14 protein-coding genes are annotated in these 16,716 nt (G+C 62.3%); 6 read left to right on the forward strand and 8 right to left on the reverse strand.

What is annotated here, in order from left to right:
* Positions 1-261 precede the first annotated feature (261 nt).
* The gene (locus LB559_RS28025) at positions 262-2,220 is read right to left on the reverse strand and encodes an acetoacetate--CoA ligase (protein ID WP_224675489.1); all 1,959 of its coding nucleotides are present in this window, start codon (positions 2,218-2,220) and stop codon (positions 262-264) included.
* Positions 2,221-2,473: 253 nt separating this feature from the next.
* On the opposite strand from LB559_RS28025, the gene LB559_RS28030 reads away from it, so the two are divergent.
* Complete coding sequence (locus tag LB559_RS28030; RefSeq protein WP_024505753.1) at positions 2,474-4,327, forward strand: AsmA-like C-terminal region-containing protein; 1,854 nt, start codon at positions 2,474-2,476, stop codon at positions 4,325-4,327.
* Between the two features lie 18 nt (positions 4,328-4,345).
* On the opposite strand, the gene LB559_RS28035 is transcribed toward LB559_RS28030, so the two are convergent.
* The 6 genes from LB559_RS28035 to LB559_RS28060 form a co-directional block, all read right to left on the reverse strand.
* Positions 4,346-5,164 carry an ABC transporter permease gene (locus LB559_RS28035; RefSeq protein WP_013530251.1) on the reverse strand — a complete coding sequence of 273 codons (819 nt, stop codon included), beginning with the start codon at positions 5,162-5,164 and terminating at the stop codon, positions 4,346-4,348.
* 4 nt (positions 5,165-5,168) lie between these two features.
* On the reverse strand, positions 5,169-6,143 hold the full coding sequence (locus LB559_RS28040; protein WP_224675490.1) for an ABC transporter permease subunit: 975 nt from the start codon (positions 6,141-6,143) through the stop codon (positions 5,169-5,171).
* A 9-nt stretch (positions 6,144-6,152) separates the two neighbouring features.
* The gene (locus LB559_RS28045; RefSeq protein WP_013530249.1) at positions 6,153-7,292 is read right to left on the reverse strand and encodes an ABC transporter ATP-binding protein; all 1,140 of its coding nucleotides are present in this window, start codon (positions 7,290-7,292) and stop codon (positions 6,153-6,155) included.
* Between the two features lie 84 nt (positions 7,293-7,376).
* On the reverse strand, positions 7,377-8,474 hold the full coding sequence (locus tag LB559_RS28050) for a polyamine ABC transporter substrate-binding protein (RefSeq protein ID WP_013530248.1): 1,098 nt from the start codon (positions 8,472-8,474) through the stop codon (positions 7,377-7,379).
* Between the two features lie 340 nt (positions 8,475-8,814).
* The gene (locus tag LB559_RS28055) at positions 8,815-9,765 is read right to left on the reverse strand and encodes a DMT family transporter (protein WP_063170073.1); all 951 of its coding nucleotides are present in this window, start codon (positions 9,763-9,765) and stop codon (positions 8,815-8,817) included.
* A 150-nt stretch (positions 9,766-9,915) separates the two neighbouring features.
* Entirely contained in the window at positions 9,916-11,358 is a 1,443-nt protein-coding gene (locus tag LB559_RS28060; protein ID WP_013530246.1) for a short-chain fatty acyl-CoA regulator family protein, read from the reverse strand.
* A 228-nt stretch (positions 11,359-11,586) separates the two neighbouring features.
* On the opposite strand from LB559_RS28060, the gene aceA reads away from it, so the two are divergent.
* The 3 genes from aceA (at position 11,587) to LB559_RS28075 (ending at position 13,859) form a co-directional block, all read left to right on the forward strand.
* A complete protein-coding gene (gene aceA, locus LB559_RS28065; protein WP_224675491.1) occupies positions 11,587-12,876 on the forward strand; it encodes an isocitrate lyase in 1,290 nt (429 codons plus the stop codon).
* 58 nt (positions 12,877-12,934) lie between these two features.
* On the forward strand, positions 12,935-13,177 hold the full coding sequence (locus tag LB559_RS28070) for a hypothetical protein (protein WP_006202762.1): 243 nt from the start codon (positions 12,935-12,937) through the stop codon (positions 13,175-13,177).
* Positions 13,178-13,454: 277 nt separating this feature from the next.
* On the forward strand, positions 13,455-13,859 hold the full coding sequence (locus tag LB559_RS28075; RefSeq protein ID WP_224621462.1) for a response regulator: 405 nt from the start codon (positions 13,455-13,457) through the stop codon (positions 13,857-13,859).
* 83 nt (positions 13,860-13,942) lie between these two features.
* Here LB559_RS28075 and LB559_RS28080 read toward each other — a convergent pair whose 3' ends face one another.
* Positions 13,943-14,656, reverse strand: coding sequence for an HAD family hydrolase (locus LB559_RS28080; RefSeq protein WP_013530243.1), 714 nt, complete (start codon positions 14,654-14,656; stop codon positions 13,943-13,945).
* 145 nt (positions 14,657-14,801) lie between these two features.
* Here LB559_RS28080 and LB559_RS28085 point away from each other — a divergent pair, with 145 nt between their 5' ends.
* Positions 14,802-16,238 carry a glutamine synthetase family protein gene (locus LB559_RS28085; protein ID WP_027035719.1) on the forward strand — a complete coding sequence of 479 codons (1,437 nt, stop codon included), beginning with the start codon at positions 14,802-14,804 and terminating at the stop codon, positions 16,236-16,238.
* 55 nt (positions 16,239-16,293) lie between these two features.
* Positions 16,294-16,662, forward strand: coding sequence for a four helix bundle protein (locus LB559_RS28090; protein ID WP_063172828.1), 369 nt, complete (start codon positions 16,294-16,296; stop codon positions 16,660-16,662).
* Positions 16,663-16,716: the final 54 nt, after the last annotated feature.

Here is a 16,716-nt window from a genome sequence, read left to right on the forward strand (position 1 = left end):
GGGATTGCTGTCACAACGGGGGCTTGAGCGAATTCGGATCCTCGGGGCTGAGGAACGGGATTTCTCCCTCAAGTTACCTGCGACTATCGACGCCGGACCTTAACAACTCCTTACCGGGGCGCCGGAAAATTTACGAATGTGTACCACTCATGAAATCTAGGTAAATTCTAGCGAGATATTTCGTTAACCATGCCGGAACGTCTTTTTTCATGCATGTCGTTGTCTCAACCGGGGCCACTTTTGAGCGACATGCATTAGCAGCTACTCGGCCAATTGCGGCAGGTTCTTGAACAGCTCAAGCGCCTCTGGATTGGCGAGCGCCTCCTTGTTCTTGATGGCGCGGCCATGCACCACGTCGCGCACCGCAAGCTCGGTGATCTTGCCCGACTTGGTGCGAGGGATGTCGGTGACGGCGACGATCCTTGCCGGCACGTGACGCGGGCTCGCGCCGCTACGGATTTTTGCCCGTATGCGTTTTTCCAGATCCTCGTCGAGCTGCACGCCGGCGGCCAGGCGCACGAACAGGATGACGCGCACGTCGTTGTCGAAGTCCTGTCCGATGCACAATGCTTCCAGGATCTCAGGCATCTGCTCGACCTGATTGTAGATCTCCGCCGTGCCGATCCTCACCCCGCCCGGGTTGAGCGTGGCGTCGGAGCGGCCATGGATGATGAGGCCGCCATGCTCGGTCCATTCGGCGAAATCGCCATGACACCAGACATTGTCGAAGCGCTCGAAATAGGCCGCCCGGTACTTCTTGCCATCGGGGTCATTCCAGAAGCCGATCGGCATCGCCGGAAAGGCTTTTGCGCAGACCAGCTCACCCTTCTCCTGTCGGACCGGCCTGCCGTCGTCGTCCCAGACATCGACGGCCAGGCCGAGGCCGGGTCCCTGGATCTCGCCGGTCCAGACCGGCTGCGTCGGCACGCCGAGCACGAAGCAGGAGACGATGTCGGTGCCGCCGGAGACCGAGGCCAGATGTACGTCCTTCTTGATGCCGTCATAGACGAAGCGGAAATCTTCCGGCGACAGCGGCGAGCCGGTGGAGGAGATTGCCCGCACAGTGGACAGATCATGCGTGCGGATCGGCTTGAGGCCGGCCTTGCGCACGGAATCGATGAACTTGGCCGAGGTGCCGAGGAAAGTCATCTTCTCGGCATCGGCGAAATCGAACAGCACATTGCCGTCGGGGTAGAAGGGCGAACCGTCATAGAGCAGCAGCGTGGCGCCCGAAGCGAGCCCCGACACCAGCCAGTTCCACATCATCCAGCCGCAGGTGGTGAAGTAGAAAAAGCGGTCGCCGTCGGTGAGACCGGCATGCAGCCGGTGTTCCTTGACATGCTGGATCAGCGTGCCGCCGGCCGAATGGACGATGCATTTGGGAATGCCGGTCGTTCCCGACGAAAACAGGATGTAAAGCGGATGCGAAAACGGCAGCGGCTCGAAGGCGACGGGCTTGTCGGCGAAGGGCGACAGCGCCTCTTCCAGCGCTACCGCCTTGTCGATAATCCCGGCAACATCGCTCGATGTGCCGAGATAGTCGACGACCAGGATCTTGTGGACAGTGCCGAGCTTGGCCGCGACCGCGGCGATCTTGTCGGCGACTTCGATCGCCTTGCCATTGTACCAATAGCCATCCGGCGCGATGAAGACGACGGGCTCGATCTGGCCGAACCTGTCGAGCACGCCCTGCTCGCCGAAATCGGGAGAGCAGGACGACCAGACGGCGCCGATCGAGGCGGCTGCCAGCATGGCGGCGACGGTCTCCGGCATGTTGGGCATCATGGCGGCAATGCGGTCGCCCTTCTTCACCTTGAGCGACAGGAAAAGCTGCTGCAGCCGCGAGGTCAGCGCGTGCAACTCGTTCCAGGACAGCCGGCGCTCGGCCTTGTCTTCGCCGCGAAACACGATTGCGTCGCCTGAGCCGGTCTTCTTCAGCAGATTCCCGGCGAAATTCAGTGTCGCATCGGGAAAGAAAGAAGCGCCGGGCATCTTGTCGCCGTCGACGAGCAGCTTGTCGCCCTTGTCGCCGACGATGCCGCAGAAATCCCAGACCAGGCTCCAGAACCCTTCACGGTCCTCGACCGACCAGGCGTGAAGCTGCGAATACGAGGAAAACGCTACGCCGGCTTTGACTCCGGCGGCCTTGGTGAAGGCGGTCAAGGGTGCTGCGTCAATCTGGTCTTGCGTCGGTGTCCAGAGCGGTTGTTCGGCAGCCATGATCGTTCCTCCACGGTCGCCATCGCTTATGCATATCGCAGCGCAGCAGAGCAAGATTTTGTTCGGCTGATGCGACCAGATGTGCGCAAATGCCATCGCCGGGCCATAAAGACTTGAAATGCCTCAGCCCTAAGTCGTAGTGACAACTTGAAGTCGTAGTGACGGCCGGAAGTCCTGGTGACGACCGGGGCCGTGGTGACGACCGGGGTTACACCCGTCGGGCGATTGTCGGAATGGAAGCATACGGGGCCATATGCCATCATCTATGATCCGGCGCGGAATATGGGCGATCGGCGCTGCCGTGATCGTCGTCGCGCTGGTCGTTGCCGCCCTGCCGCTGATTGCCTCCACCCGTATCGTGCGCGACCGCATCGCCTGGGAAATGAGTGCGTGGAGCGGCTTCCGTGTCGCCATCGACGGTTCGCCGCGTATCGAGGTCTGGCCGACATTCCGCGCCATCCTGACCGATGTGACGCTGTCACAATGGACCGACACCGAGGCGCCGCCGGTGGTCGAGGCAGAACGGGTCGAGGTCGACCTTTCCGCCATGGCGGCCTTGCGCGGCGACGTGGTGTTTTCGACGGCGCGGCTGGTGCGGCCGACGATCCGGGTCCAGCGCACGCCTGCCGGCCTTTTCCTGCCCGCTGTCCCGACCGGCGGGCGCATAACGCGCTCCATCGACACGGCGCGCGGCCTGGTCAACGCCGACCCCGCCAAACCGGACCTCGACAAGCTGCCTACCGACACCTTCGGCACGGTCGAGTTTCGTGACGGCCGCATGGTAGCCTCCATCGGCGGCAAGGACGTCGAGATCCTGAGCAGCTTGAACGGTCAGGCAAATTGGGCGGCGATGAACAGCAATGCGACGCTGTCGGCAACCGGCATTTGGCGGGGCGAAAGCGTCGCGCTGGACGTCGCCTCGGCCAAACCGCTTGTGCTGTTTGCCGGCGGCACCGCGCCGCTGACGCTGTCCTTCAAGGCGGCGCCCGCCACCTTCTCGTTCGACGGCACGGCCAGCATGTCTGAAAATACCTATTTCGACGGTCAAGCGAAGTTCTCGGCGCCCTCGCTGCGGCGTGTCCTGGAATGGTCGCAGGCCGGCATCGCTCCGGGTGCGGCGATCGGCTCGGTCAGCATTTCGAGCAAGATCACCGCGACCGGCGGGCGCGTCAAGTTCGACAACACGGCGATTGCACTCGACAACAATCCGGGGATGGGTGCGCTGGACCTCTCGCTTGGTGAGGCACAACCGGTGATCTCCGGTACGCTCGCCTTCGACACGCTCGACCTCAGATCGTTTCTGTCGGCCTTCACCCCGCTGGTGCCGACCGGAGGGGCGGGGCCTGGCGAAATCGACACAAGTTTCGCCGACAAGATCAATCTCGATCTCAGGCTGTCGGCGGCGCACGCCACGGCGGGGCCTATCCAGCTCGCCGACGTCGCCGCCACGGCCCAGGTCAAGGATGGTCTGTCCGTCTTCGACATCTCCGATGCCTCGGCCTTCGGCGGCAACATCCAGACCAGCCTTCGCTTCGATCGCAAGCCGGAAGGCTCGCAGGTCGAAATCCGCCTTCTGGCGTCCGACATCGACGGCGGTGCTTTCGGCACGGCGGCAGGGATGACGCGGCTGGTGCCGGTCGGCACGGGCACCGTCTCGGTGATCCTCAAGGGGCCGGGCAGAACCTGGGATTCCATCTTCGACAATGCCGACGGCTCGGTCTCGGCGACCTTCGGGCCGGGTGCGTTGAGCAAGCTCAACCTGCCGGCCTTCCTCAAACATACCGAACAGGGCGGCTTCTTCGCGCTCGACGATGTCTCCGACGCAACATTGCCGATCGACGGTGCCGAGATCAAGGCCACCATTTCGAAGGGCGTGGCGCGAATCGACAAGGCCGAGGCCAATTCAGCGAAGTACAAGATCTGGCTGTCCGGCATCGCGTCCTACGCCGGGCGCGGACTGGCCTTGTCCGGCGGCGTCATTCAGCCGGATCAGGCGGCAACGCAGGCCAACGGCCAGCAAGGCCCCAACCAGTCGTCGTTCTTCGTCGGCGGAACCTGGAGCACGCCGTTCATTTCCCCGATCAGCCGCGGCGTTTCGGGCGAATAAGCGGTCGCGTTTTCGTCTTCAGCCGCGTTGCGCGGCCTGCTCGTCGAGCTGGCGCTGCACCTCACGCCGCTTGTTGGCAAGCGAGGCGATGATGACGCCGATCGCCACGACGGCGATCAGGATGGTGCAGGCGGCGTTGATTTCCGGCGTCACGCCGAGGCGAACCTGGCTGTAGATCTTCATCGGCAGCGTCGTCGCGCCCGGCCCCGAGGTGAAGCTGGCGATGACCAGATCGTCGAGCGAAAGCGTGAAAGCCAGCATCCAGCCGGAGACGATCGCCGGCATGATGACCGGCAATGTGATCTGGAAGAAGGTCTTCACCGGCGTTGCGCCAAGATCCATCGCGGCTTCTTCCAGCGAGCGGTCGAAAGTCATGAGCCGCGACTGCACGACCACGGCGACGAAGCACATGGTCAGCGTGATGTGGGCGAGCGTCACGGTGAGGAAGCCGCGGTCGAGCCCGACGGCGACGAAGAGCAGCAGCAGCGACAGGCCGGTGATGACTTCCGGCATGACCAGCGGCGCAAAGACCATGCCGGAAAACAGCACCCTGCCCTTGAAGCGCGTGTAGCGGGTCAAGGTGAGTGCCGCCAGGGTGCCCAGCACCGTCGCAACCGTGGCCGAGATCAGGCCAACACGCGCCGTCACCCAGGTCGCGTCCATGAGACCCTGGTTGTGGAACAGCGAGACGTACCATTTGGTCGAGAAACCGCCCCAGACCGTGACCAGTTTCGATTCGTTGAACGAGAAGACGATGAGCAGCACGATCGGCAGGTAGAGAAAGGCAAAGCCAAGCACGATCGAGGTGATGTTGAAGCGGCTCCAGGTGGCGTTCATGAGGTCACCTGTCCATTTCCTGAGCGCGCGCCTGAGCCCGCTGGAAGAGCATGATCGGCACGATCAGCAGCAACAGCAGGATGACGGCCACGGCCGACGATACCGGCCAGTCGCGATTGGCGAAGAACTCGTTCCACAACGTCTTGCCGATCATCAGCGTCTGCGATCCGCCGAGCAGATCGGGAATGACGAATTCGCCGACGGCCGGAATGAACACCAGCAGACAACCGGCGATGACGCCGGGCAGCGACAGCGGGAAGGTGATTTTCCAGAACGCACTGGTCGGCGGGCAACCGAGATCCTTGGCCGCCTCGATCAGCGAATAGTCCATCTTCTCGAGAGCGGAATAGAGCGGCAGCACCATGAACGGCAGGTAGGAATAGACGATGCCGATGAAGATCGCCGTATAGGTGTTGAGGATGATCAGCGGCTGGTGGATGACGCCGGTGGCGAGCAGCAGCTGATTGAGCAGCCCTTCGGGCTTGAGAATGCCGATCCAGGCGTAGACGCGGATCAGGAACGAGGTCCAGAACGGCAGGATCACCAGCATCAGCAAGGTCGGGCGGATCGTCGCCGGCGCGCGCGCCATGCCGTAGGCGATGGGGTAGCCGACGAGCAATGTCAGGACCGTCGAGACCGCGGCGATGATGACGCTGGTCACATAGGCGTTGAAGTAGAGCGCGTCCTGCGTCAGCCAGGTGTAATTGCCGAGGCTGAGCTGTTTCAGCTGAGTCAGGAACCCGGAAATGCCGCCGCTGAAATCGAGCGCCGGCGTATAGGGCGGGATGGCGATCGCCGTCTGCGACAGCGAAATCTTGAAGACGATGACGAACGGAATGAGGAAGAAGAACAGCAGCCAGACATACGGGATGATGATGACCAGTCGGCCAACGAAGGCAGCACCCAGCCTGGCAAGGATGGATTTGCCGGCATTGGATGCCGGCGAGGCTGATGAGGTGGTGACGGCGGCGCTCGACATGGTCGCCCCCTACCGCGTCAGCACGACGCCGGCGTCGGGCCGGAAGGAAACCCAGGCGCGGTCGTTCCAGCTCAACGGATCCTCGGTGATGCGGGCCGCGTTCATGGTGCTGGCGCGCACCACCTGGCCGTCGTCCAGCCTGACATGATAGACGGTCATGTCGCCGAGATAGGCGATATCGTAGACCTCGCCCTCGATGGCGTTGACGGCCTCGGCCGGCTTCTTCGACGACACCTTGATCTTTTCGGGCCTGATGGCGAAGGTGACGGCCGTCCCGGCCCCGGCGGTGCCGGCATTGTCGGTGCGGATGGTGATGCCGTTGCCGGCGTCTATGCTGGCGCTGCCCGCCTCGCCACGCGCGATCTTGCCCTCGAACATATTCACGTTGCCGACGAAGCCAGCGACGAAACGCGATCCCGGCGCCTCGTAAACTTCGGCCGGCGTTGCCACCTGCATCACCTCGCCCTTGTCGATGATGGCGATGCGATCGGCCATGGTCATCGCCTCTTCCTGGTCGTGGGTGACGACGACGAAGGTCAGGCCGAGATTCTGCTGCAGGTCCATCAGTTCGAACTGCGTCTCTTCGCGCAGCTTCTTGTCCAACGCGCCGAGCGGCTCGTCGAGCAGCAGCACCTTGGGCCGCTTGGCGACCGAGCGGGCGAGCGCGACGCGCTGGCGCTGGCCGCCGGACAGTTGATGCGGCTTGCGCTTGGCGAACTGCTCGAGCTTGACCAGCTTCAGCATCTCGGCAACGCGCGATGCGATTTCGGGCTTCGGCATGCCGTCCTGCTTGAGGCCGAAGGCGATGTTGTTCTCGACCGTCATATGCGGGAACAGCGCATAGGACTGGAACATCATGTTGACAGGCCGCCGGTAGGGCGGGATGCCGCGCAGATCCTGGCCATCGAGCAGAATGCGGCCGGCTGTCGGCTCCTCGAAGCCGGCGAGCATCCTGAGCAGCGTCGACTTTCCACAACCGGAAGCACCGAGCAGCGCGAAGAACTCGCGCTCGAAGATGGTCAGAGACAGATTGTTGACGGCGGTGAAGTCACCGAACTTCTTGGTGACGTTGTCGAACTGGATGTACGGCTTGGCGTTCGGGTCGTTCCACGGTGCAAAATCCCTGCGGATGCTGCCAAGCGATTTCATGTCCCACTCCGTCCTGATTTTCTTGCTTCTTGCCCCAGGTAAAAACGGTCCCGGCAGGTGGCTGCCGGGACCGTGTCGGATTGCTTACTGGCCGGTGACGATCTTGGTCCAGGTGCGCGTGATGACGCGCTGGGTCTTGGGATCGTATGGCGAGACGGTGTAGAGCTTCTTTATGGTCTCGGCATCGGGATAAACCGAAGGATCCTCCAACAGTGCCTTGTCGACGAATTGCTGCGAAGCCTTGTTGCCGTTTGCGTAGAGCACGTAGTTCGACGACTTGGCGATAACTTCCGGCTTCATCATGTAGTTGATGAACTCGAGCGCCTCCGCGACATGCGGCGCGTCGGCAGGGATCGCCATCTGGTCGAACCACATCTGCGCACCCTCCTTCGGCACGGAATAGCCGATCTCGACGCCCTGCTTGGCCTCGACCGCGCGATTGCGGGCCTGGAACACGTCACCCGACCAGCCGACGGCCAGGCAGATATCGCCGTTGGCGAGCGCGTTGATGTATTCGGAGGAATGGAACTTCCTGATATAAGGTCGGACCTTGAGCAAGGTCTCCTCGGCCTTGGCGATATCGTCGGGCGATGTGCTGTTCGGGTCGAGGCCGAGATATTTCAGTGCAGCCGGAATGATGTCGGCCGGCGAGTCCAGCACGTAGACGCCGCAGTCCTTCAATTTGGCCAGGCTGTCGGGATTGAAGAAGACATCCCAGCTGTCGATCTTGTCGGTGCCGAGCGCCGCCTGCACCTTCTTGATGTTGTAGCCGATGCCAACCGTGCCCCACATGTAGTTGACCGAGTATTCGTTGCCGGGGTCGTACTTGGCCGTGCGTTCCGAAACCGTATCCCACATGTTGGAAATGTTGGGCAGCTTCGACTTGTCGAGCTTCTGGAACACGCCGGCCTGGATCTGGCGCGCAAGGAAATTGCCGCTGGGCACGACGACGTCATAGCCGCTGCCGCCGGCAAGCAGCTTGGTCTCGAGGATTTCGTTGGAATCGAAGGTATCATAGACGACCTTGATGCCGGTTTCCTTGGTGAAATCGTCGATGATCGAACTGTCGATGTAGTCTGACCAGTTGAAGACGTTGACGACACGATCTTCGGCGTGACCGCCGACGGTGAAAAATGTCAGGAATGCCGACGTTGCCGAAAGCCAGAGCGCTTTGCGGATCATGCTATTCTCCTTTGATGAGTGTTCCTTCACCGGCTCGTCGCGACATCAGCGCGACCGGCATTTTCTTCAGACTATTGAGCTTTCCAAGGGGCGACAAGCGCGAACTGCCGAGACCATGCAGGCGGTTCGATGAGATGGTTGGATGCCCCTGAGGCGGCCTGGGAGGCGTGCCAATACCGTCAGAGGCTTTCGCCATGGCGCGGGCAGAGATACGACGATATGGTCCGGTCCCGATCGGACCGGCTGGGAGACTTGGCAAGATACGCCTGTCTTGTTGTTGCCGTATTCCCAGCCTGCCCGTGCCGCAGCGACGTTGTCAATGGCAAAGCTGCAGGCCGCTTCAATTAGGTGACGGCACCCCGGTGACCCCTGCGCGTTCGGGCCTTGCCTGGCGCTTGAATTCGAGCCCGATATGGACGAGCAGCGCCGTGACCACAACCGCGCCGCCGATGATGGTGCGCCCCGACGGCACCTCGGAATGAATGAGCCAGACCCATATCGGGCCGAGGATCGGCTCGAACGTGCCGAGCAGCGCCGCGATGGCCGCCGGGATCAGTCGCGCGCCGGTGGCGAAGAAGGCCAGGCCGAGGCCGAGATTGACCACGCCGAAGGCAAACAGAAAGCCCATGTCACTGACAGATACGGTGAGGGTCGATGCCTGCGAGACGGCAAAGCCGGCCGCGAGCATGGTGCCGAGGCACGTCGCCGGCGTCATGCGCACGCCGGAGAACCGCCGGGTGATGACGGTGGCGACTGAAAACATGACCGCGATCAACAGCGCCAGCCCATCGCCTATGGGCGAGACGGCGCCATCGAGCGATTCCGACACCATGATGGCGACGCCGGTGATGACGGCGGCGATTGCCACCCAGGTCGCGACACCAACCCTTTCGCGAAACAATGCCCAAGCAAACAGCGCCGCCAGCAACGGCACGCCTGCCTGCATCAAAAGGATGTTAGCGACGGTGGTGTAGGCGAGCGCCACGACGAAGGCGGTCGATGCCGTGGCAAAGCAGATCCCGACGGCAAGGCCGGGCAACCCCATGTCACGGAACAGCTTCAGCATGCCACGCCAGCCGTCACGCCAAACCATGAAGCAGACCAGGAAGGCGGCTGCCCACACGGATCGCCAGAAAATGACCGTCCAGCTGTCACCGACAGTGATGAAGCGGGCGATGGCGCCGCCGAAACTCCACATCAGCGCCGACAGGAAGACCAAAAGCATGCCGACGCGCTCCTCGCGCGGCGAGACGGCTGGCGATGCGACGATCGGCGATGCGGTATCGATCATGGCTGCCACTGTCGGGCTCTTGTGGACGGGACGATGCGCAAGGGACGACAAAAAGATGCTCTGTTGGCGTAACGCAAAGGCGCAGGCCGGAACTGAGCCAGCGGCCGCCGACAATTGTGGCACCTTCCTCCATTTCAGAAGAACACGGCGTCACTGAAAATCGAAAGCACTCAGGCCCGTCACCATCTCGTCGAGGCCGAGCGGGCGCGTCACCGGCGGTTCTGCCCGCGCCAGGCAGCCGACGCGTTCGCAAAGCCGGCAAGCAGGCCCGACCGGCGTCGCCGCGACGGTGCCGGCCTTTGCGGTGATTGCCGCACCGGGCAATGCCGCGCCATAGACGATATCGTCACGAAAGCCGATGTCGCAACCGAGCAGCAGCGCGGTGCGGCGCGGGCGTTCCGAGAATGCGCCTTGCGGCCCTTCCAGCGTGCGGGCGATGCACAGGAACTCGGCGCCGTCGGGCATTTCCACTGCCTCGACGAAGACCTGGCCGGGCTGGGTGAAGGCGACATGCACGGGCAGCTTGGGACAGCCGCCGCCAAAGCGGCTTTGAGGAAAGCCCTGGCTGCCGGCCTTGCGGAAGCGGTTGCCGGCATTGTCGACCTCCAGCATGAAAAACGGCACGCCCGAGGCACCCTGCCGCTGCAGCATGGTCAGCCGGTTGGCCGCCTGTTCGAAGGAGACCCCGAAGCGCGAACGCAGGACATCGATGTCATAGCGGGCGCGCACGGCAGCCGCGTGAAAGGCCTGATAGGGCATCATCAGCGCATGCGCCGCATAACGGCCAAGTTCGAAGCGGGCCAGGCGGCGCGCCTCGTCGGTGCTCAGCTTGAGCGCCTGGATCTCGCCGGCGACCGCGACCGTCATGCGGATCAGGCAGGCCTCCATCGCGACTTCGCGCAACTGGTCGAACGGCGACAGGCGTTCGGACAGGAACAGGCGCTGCGAATGACGATCATAACGGCGGCGCCAGTTCGGCATGGTCGCGACCGGCAGCACCTTGACCACGATGCCATATTCGCGCTTCAGCCAGGCCTTCAGCGCGCCGAACAGATCGTCGCCGGGATCGAGCACCGAGGTGAACGCCGCGGCCTCCTCCTCGAGGGCAGCGAAATGGTTCGGCCGGCGCTCGAAAATCTCGTGCACCTCGTCGATCGGCAGGCGGGCGCCGGAAAGCGCCGTCGCCCGACCCTCGCGTGCCAGCAATTCGTTGAGGTCGGACAGGCGCTCGGCCTGCTCGCGATAGGCGCGGAACAGCTTTATCACCGCCGCGGACGCATTGGGCGCCGCCTCGGCAAGCTCGATCAGTTCCTGATCACCCGGCAACTCGCCGACCAGCAGGGGATCGGTGAACACTTCCTTCAAGGCAGCGACAGATCCCCTCGCCTCGCCCTGCAGCTCGTGTGGATCGACCTTGTAGACGGAGGCCAGCCTGAGGATCAGCTGCACCGTCAGCGGCCGCTGGTTGCGCTCGATCAGATTGAGGTAGGACGGCGAAATGCCGAGACCCTCGGCCATCGCCGTCTGGGTCAGGCCCTTGGCGTTGCGAATGCGGCGGATGCGCGGCCCGGCGAAGATCTTCTGGTCAGCCATGGACTGTCCTTTACAGCAATTTACACGAATTCCTGGGCACGGGCCTTTTACAATAATGACAAATTTACAACGCACTTCTGTCAAACGCAACACAGGTTTTCTCTTATATCCTCTCAGTTTACCTGATTTTTGTGGCTGATTTCGCGCAGAAATGTAAATCCAGTCATACCCAACTACCCCCAAATGATTGACGCCTTGACACAGATCAGCAATTCCTCGGAGTGACCAATGACTGATTTTTACAACCTCGTCCCATCGGCGCCGGAAGGTCGCTTCGACGGTATCGAACGACCCTACTCGGCGGCGGATGTGAAGCGTCTGCGCGGTTCGGTGCAGATCCGCCAGAGCCTTGCGGAAATGGGCGCCAATCGGCTGTGGAAGCTCATCCACGAGGAGGACTTCGTCAACGCGCTCGGCGCCATGTCCGGCAATCAGGCGATGCAGCAGGTGCGCGCCGGGCTGAAGGCAATCTACCTGTCGGGCTGGCAGGTTGCCGCCGACGCCAACACGGCTGGCGCGATGTATCCGGATCAGTCGCTCTACCCGGCCAATGCGGCGCCTGAACTGGTCAAGCGCATCAACCGGACGCTGCAGCGCGCCGACCAGATCGAGACCTCCGAAGGCAATGGGCTTTCGGTCGAAACCTGGTTCGCGCCGATCGTTGCCGACGCCGCAGCCGGCTTCGGCGGGCCGCTCAACGCCTTCGAAATCATGAAGGCCTTCATCGAGGCGGGCGCCGCCGGCGTCCACTATGAGGACCAGTTGGCGTCGGAAAAGAAATGCGGCCATCTCGGCGGCAAGGTGCTGATCCCGATTGCGGCGCACATCCGCAACCTCAACGCCGCGCGCCTGGCGGCGGACGTGATGGGCACGCCGACCCTGGTCGTCGCGCGCACCGATGCGGAAGCCGCCAAGCTGCTCACCTCCGACATCGACGAGCGCGACCAGCCTTTCGTCGACTACGACGCCGGGCGCACGATTGAGGGTTTCTATCATGTCAGGAACGGCATCGAGCCCTGCATTGCCCGCGCCATCGCCTATGCGCCTTACGCGGATCTGATCTGGTGCGAGACCTCGAAGCCGGACCTGGCACAGGCCAGGAAATTCGCCGACGGCGTGCGCAAGCATCACCCCAACAAGCTGCTCGCCTACAATTGCTCGCCGTCGTTCAACTGGAAGAAGAACCTCGACGACGCGACGATCGCCAAGTTCCAGAAGGAGCTCGGCGCCATGGGCTACAAGTTCCAGTTCATCACGCTCGCCGGCTTTCACCAGCTCAACTACGGCATGTTCGAACTGGCGCGCGGCTACAAGGCGCGGCAGATGGCGGCCTATTCCGAGTTGCAGGAAGCGGAGTTCGCGGCCGAGGCCGATGGCTACACCGCGACCAAGCATCAGCGCGAGGTCGGCACCGGCTATTTCGACGCCGTGTCGATGGCGATCACCGGCGGCCAGTCGTCGACCACCGCCATGCATGAATCGACGGAGCACGCGCAGTTCAAACCGGCCGCCGAATAGCGAACAGAAAAACTCAGAGGAAACGCCCGACAGGGCTTGGGACACAAGGAGAAAACCAATGGCATCGATAAGCCGCGTCAAGGAACGCGCCGAGGAACAGTCGACGACGATGAGCGTCGACCAGCAGGCGACGATCCGCATGCTGGCCAACGACCTGCACCGCCTCAACCAGTCGGTTATGAAGGCGGTCGAGGCGGGCGTCTCGGTGGAACTCGTGCGCTCGGCACGACATCACGGCGGCGACGGCAACTGGGGCGATCTGCTGATCCCGGTGATCGTCACGCAGCAGAGCCACGGCTGACTGAAATCCATGCAACCGACCCTTCACCTGCGCAGCCCCTGCGCAGGTGAATTTCTTTTTATGAAATGCGCGTGTGGACAGTCGAGTACAGTAGCGTTGCTTGAAATTCACTGTCCCGGCGATGATTTCGGGCACTTTTATTTCAACTTGACATAGGCTGCGATCTCACGCCAATTGCGCTCCGGATTCAACTCTGCATTGAAATAGGGGCGAGCTTCTTGGCTGACTTGTGTGCCCGGTGAATCGCGAAGGCGAGACTCCAAGACATCCGAATCTGGTGACCCGCGGCTCAACCACCGAGGCGATCCGTGATCCGTCGCAGGTGCTTGTCGTCGGCAGGTCGCCAATCAATCGCGTGGTGATTTCAAAGATCGTCGAGCGATCCGGGCTCAAGCCGATTTCGGAATCTCCCGACACGGCGGCAAGGATCTTGCGGTCGCTCATTCCCGGCGCGGTTGTCCTTGACGGCGGCGCCGACAACAAGGACTGCGACAATCTGATGTCCAGCATCGACGCGTTGCGCCGCGCCTCGGGCAAATCGCTGCCACCGGTAATCCTGCTGTCAACCAAGAATGGCACCACGGAAAGCCTGGGCCTGTCTGGTGTCATCGACGTGGTGATCGCCAAGCCGATCACGCCCGAACGGTTGCAACCGGTGATCGATCGCCTGATCGGCCGCTGAGGCAATTGCGGGAAAGTGTGTAGCGGTTTTTCCGTCCGGAATCGAAACCAGGTAAGGCCGGGCGACCACGGATCGCCCGGCGATCAGGGATCGATGATGCTTTCGATCAGTCCGGGCAGTTGTCCGAGATCGGATATCTGGCGGAACCTCGATTCGGTTACCGGCGCTTCGACATGCTCCAGCACCCAGGTCAGTTCATGCGGCACATGAACACCCCACCCGCCGGCCTCGATGGCCGGCACCACATCCGACTTCAGCGAGTTGCCGACCATCATGCTTTTCGCCGGACCATCGCCGTGGCGCTTGAAGAGCCTGCTATAGGTGGCAGCATTCTTGTCGCTGACGATCTCGACCGCGTCAAACAGATCGCCAAGGCCTGAGCCAGCCAGCTTGCGCTCCTGGTCGAAGAGGTCGCCCTTGGTGATCAGCACGAGGCGGAATGCGCCGGCAAGCTTTTCGACCGTCTCGCGGGCGTGCGGCAAGGCCTCGATCGGATGGCTCAGCATCTCGCGGCCGGCATCGAGAATCTCCGCTATGACCGAGCCCGGCACGCGGCCTTGCGTGACCTCGATCGCCGTCTCGATCATCGACAGGGTAAATCCCTTGATGCCGAAGCCATAGACAGCGAGGTTGCGCCTTTCGGCCTCCAGCAATCGTGCCGAGATGTGCTCCGCTTCGCCATGGTCGACGAGCATGGCGGCAAAGCGCTTTTCCGTCAGCCGGAAGAACTGCTCGTTCTGCCACAACGTGTCGTCGGCGTCGAAGCCGATCGTCGTCAGTTTGTCATTGCGCCGCATTGAACGCCTCGATTGGAATTGGGACGGCCGAAACTAAGCCGATTGGCGTGTTTTTCAACCGCACCGGGCAATGCCCGACGCGGCTCCCCTTCCCTTCCATAGGAGGGCACGGCTATACTCCACAATCCGCAACCCAATCTGGTGAATGATGCCGCCTGCAAAAAAGGAAGTCCGTCCGTCGAGCCGCGGAGGACGCGCCCGCACGCCTGCCTTCGTGAAAAACCAACGAGGCGTCAAGAACTGGAAGGAAGTCAGCGCCTGGCTGGAATGGCGCGGCATCGAGGACATCGAGTGCATCACGCCCGATCAGGCAGGCGTCGCGCGTGGCAAGATGATGCCATCGAAGAAATTCACCTCCAACACCTCGCTGGCGCTGCCGTCGGCAGTCTTCATGACGACGATATCCGGCGGCTACCCCGAGGATGGCAACGGCTTCCACTACCCCGAAGACGACGGCGACCTCAAACTGATGCCCGACCTGTCGACGCTGACGGTGGTGCCCTGGGAAGAAGACCCGACGGCAGCGGTCATCTGCGACCTCGTCCACCAGGACGGACGCTCGGTCGAGTTCACGCCGCGCAACGTGTTGAAGCGTGTGGTGGCCGCCTATGACAAGCTCGGCCTGAAGCCTGTGGTGGCGCCCGAGATCGAGTTCTACCTGGTGCGCAAGAATCCCGACCCGGACTATCCGCTGACCCCGCCGGTTGGCCGGTCGGGACGCGCGATCGGCGGCGGCGCCGGCTATTCGATCGCCGGCGTCAACGAATTCGACGAACTGATCGACGACATCTACCATTTCTCCGAAAGCCAGGGCCTGGAGATCGATACGCTGATCCACGAGGAAGGTGCCGGCCAGTTGGAGATCAATCTGCGCCATGGCGACCCGATCGAACTGGCCGACCAGGTGTTCATGTTCAAGCGCACCATTCGCGAGGCGGCGCTGAAGCACGAGATCTACGCCACCTTCATGGCCAAGCCGATCCAGGGGCAACCCGGCTCCGCCATGCACATCCATCAGTCGATCATCGACAAGAAGACCGGACAGAACATCTTTTCGGCCGCTGACGGCTCGGAAACCGACGATTTTTTCCACTTTATCGGCGGCATGCAGAAGCATGTGCCGAACGCGCTGGTGATGTTCGCGCCCTATGTCAATTCCTACCGCCGGCTGACACAGGCGGCGTCGGCGCCGGTCAACAACAAATGGGGCTATGACAACCGCACCACGGCGTTTCGCGTGCCACGCTCGGATCCGGCGGCACGGCGCGTCGAAAACCGCATCCCGTCCTCCGATGCCAATCCCTATCTGGCGCTGGCGGCATCGCTTGCCTGCGGGCTGATCGGCATCACCAACAAGATCAAGGCCGAGCCCCCGGTCCTGACCACGGCCAATGCCGACGAGATCGACCTGCCGCGCGGCCTGCTCGAAGCCGTCGACCTGTTCGAGGGCGACGAGGAACTCTGCGCTCATCTGGGCAAGTCGTTCGCCGCGACCTATGCGGCGATCAAGCGCGCGGAATTCGAGACCTTCATGGAAGTGATCAGTCCGTGGGAGCGGGAGTATTTGTTGCTGAATGTGTAGGGGAGTAGGGGAGTAGGGGAGTAGGGCAGTAGGGCAGTAGGGCAGTAGGGCAAGGATGACGGCCAAGATTGAATCGTACAGGGATTTAATTGTCTGGCAGCAAGCTATGGATCTGGCGGTATCGATCTACGAAACAACCAGAGCTTGGCCAAGGGATGAGCTCTACGGCCTGACGACTCAGGTACGCCGTGCAGCCACCTCCGTTCCCGCCAACATTGCCGAAGGTTACGGGCGAGAAAGCCGAGCTTCCTATCAGCAATTTCTCAGGATCGCCCAGGGATCACTCAAGGAACTGGAGACCCATCTGCTGATCGCGCAACGCGTCGGAATCGCCTCGCACGAGACGATCAAATCATTGATGGCCCGCAGTGAGAGCGTCGGAACGCTCTTGCGGCTTCTGATCCGAAAACTGTCACCGGAATAGTCCTGCCCTACTGCCCTACTGCCCTACTGCCCTACTCCCCTACTCCCCTACTCC

This window comes from Mesorhizobium sp. BR1-1-3 (genome assembly GCF_020165455.1).
In the GTDB taxonomy this organism is placed as follows: Bacteria; Pseudomonadota; Alphaproteobacteria; order Rhizobiales; family Rhizobiaceae; genus Mesorhizobium; species Mesorhizobium ciceri.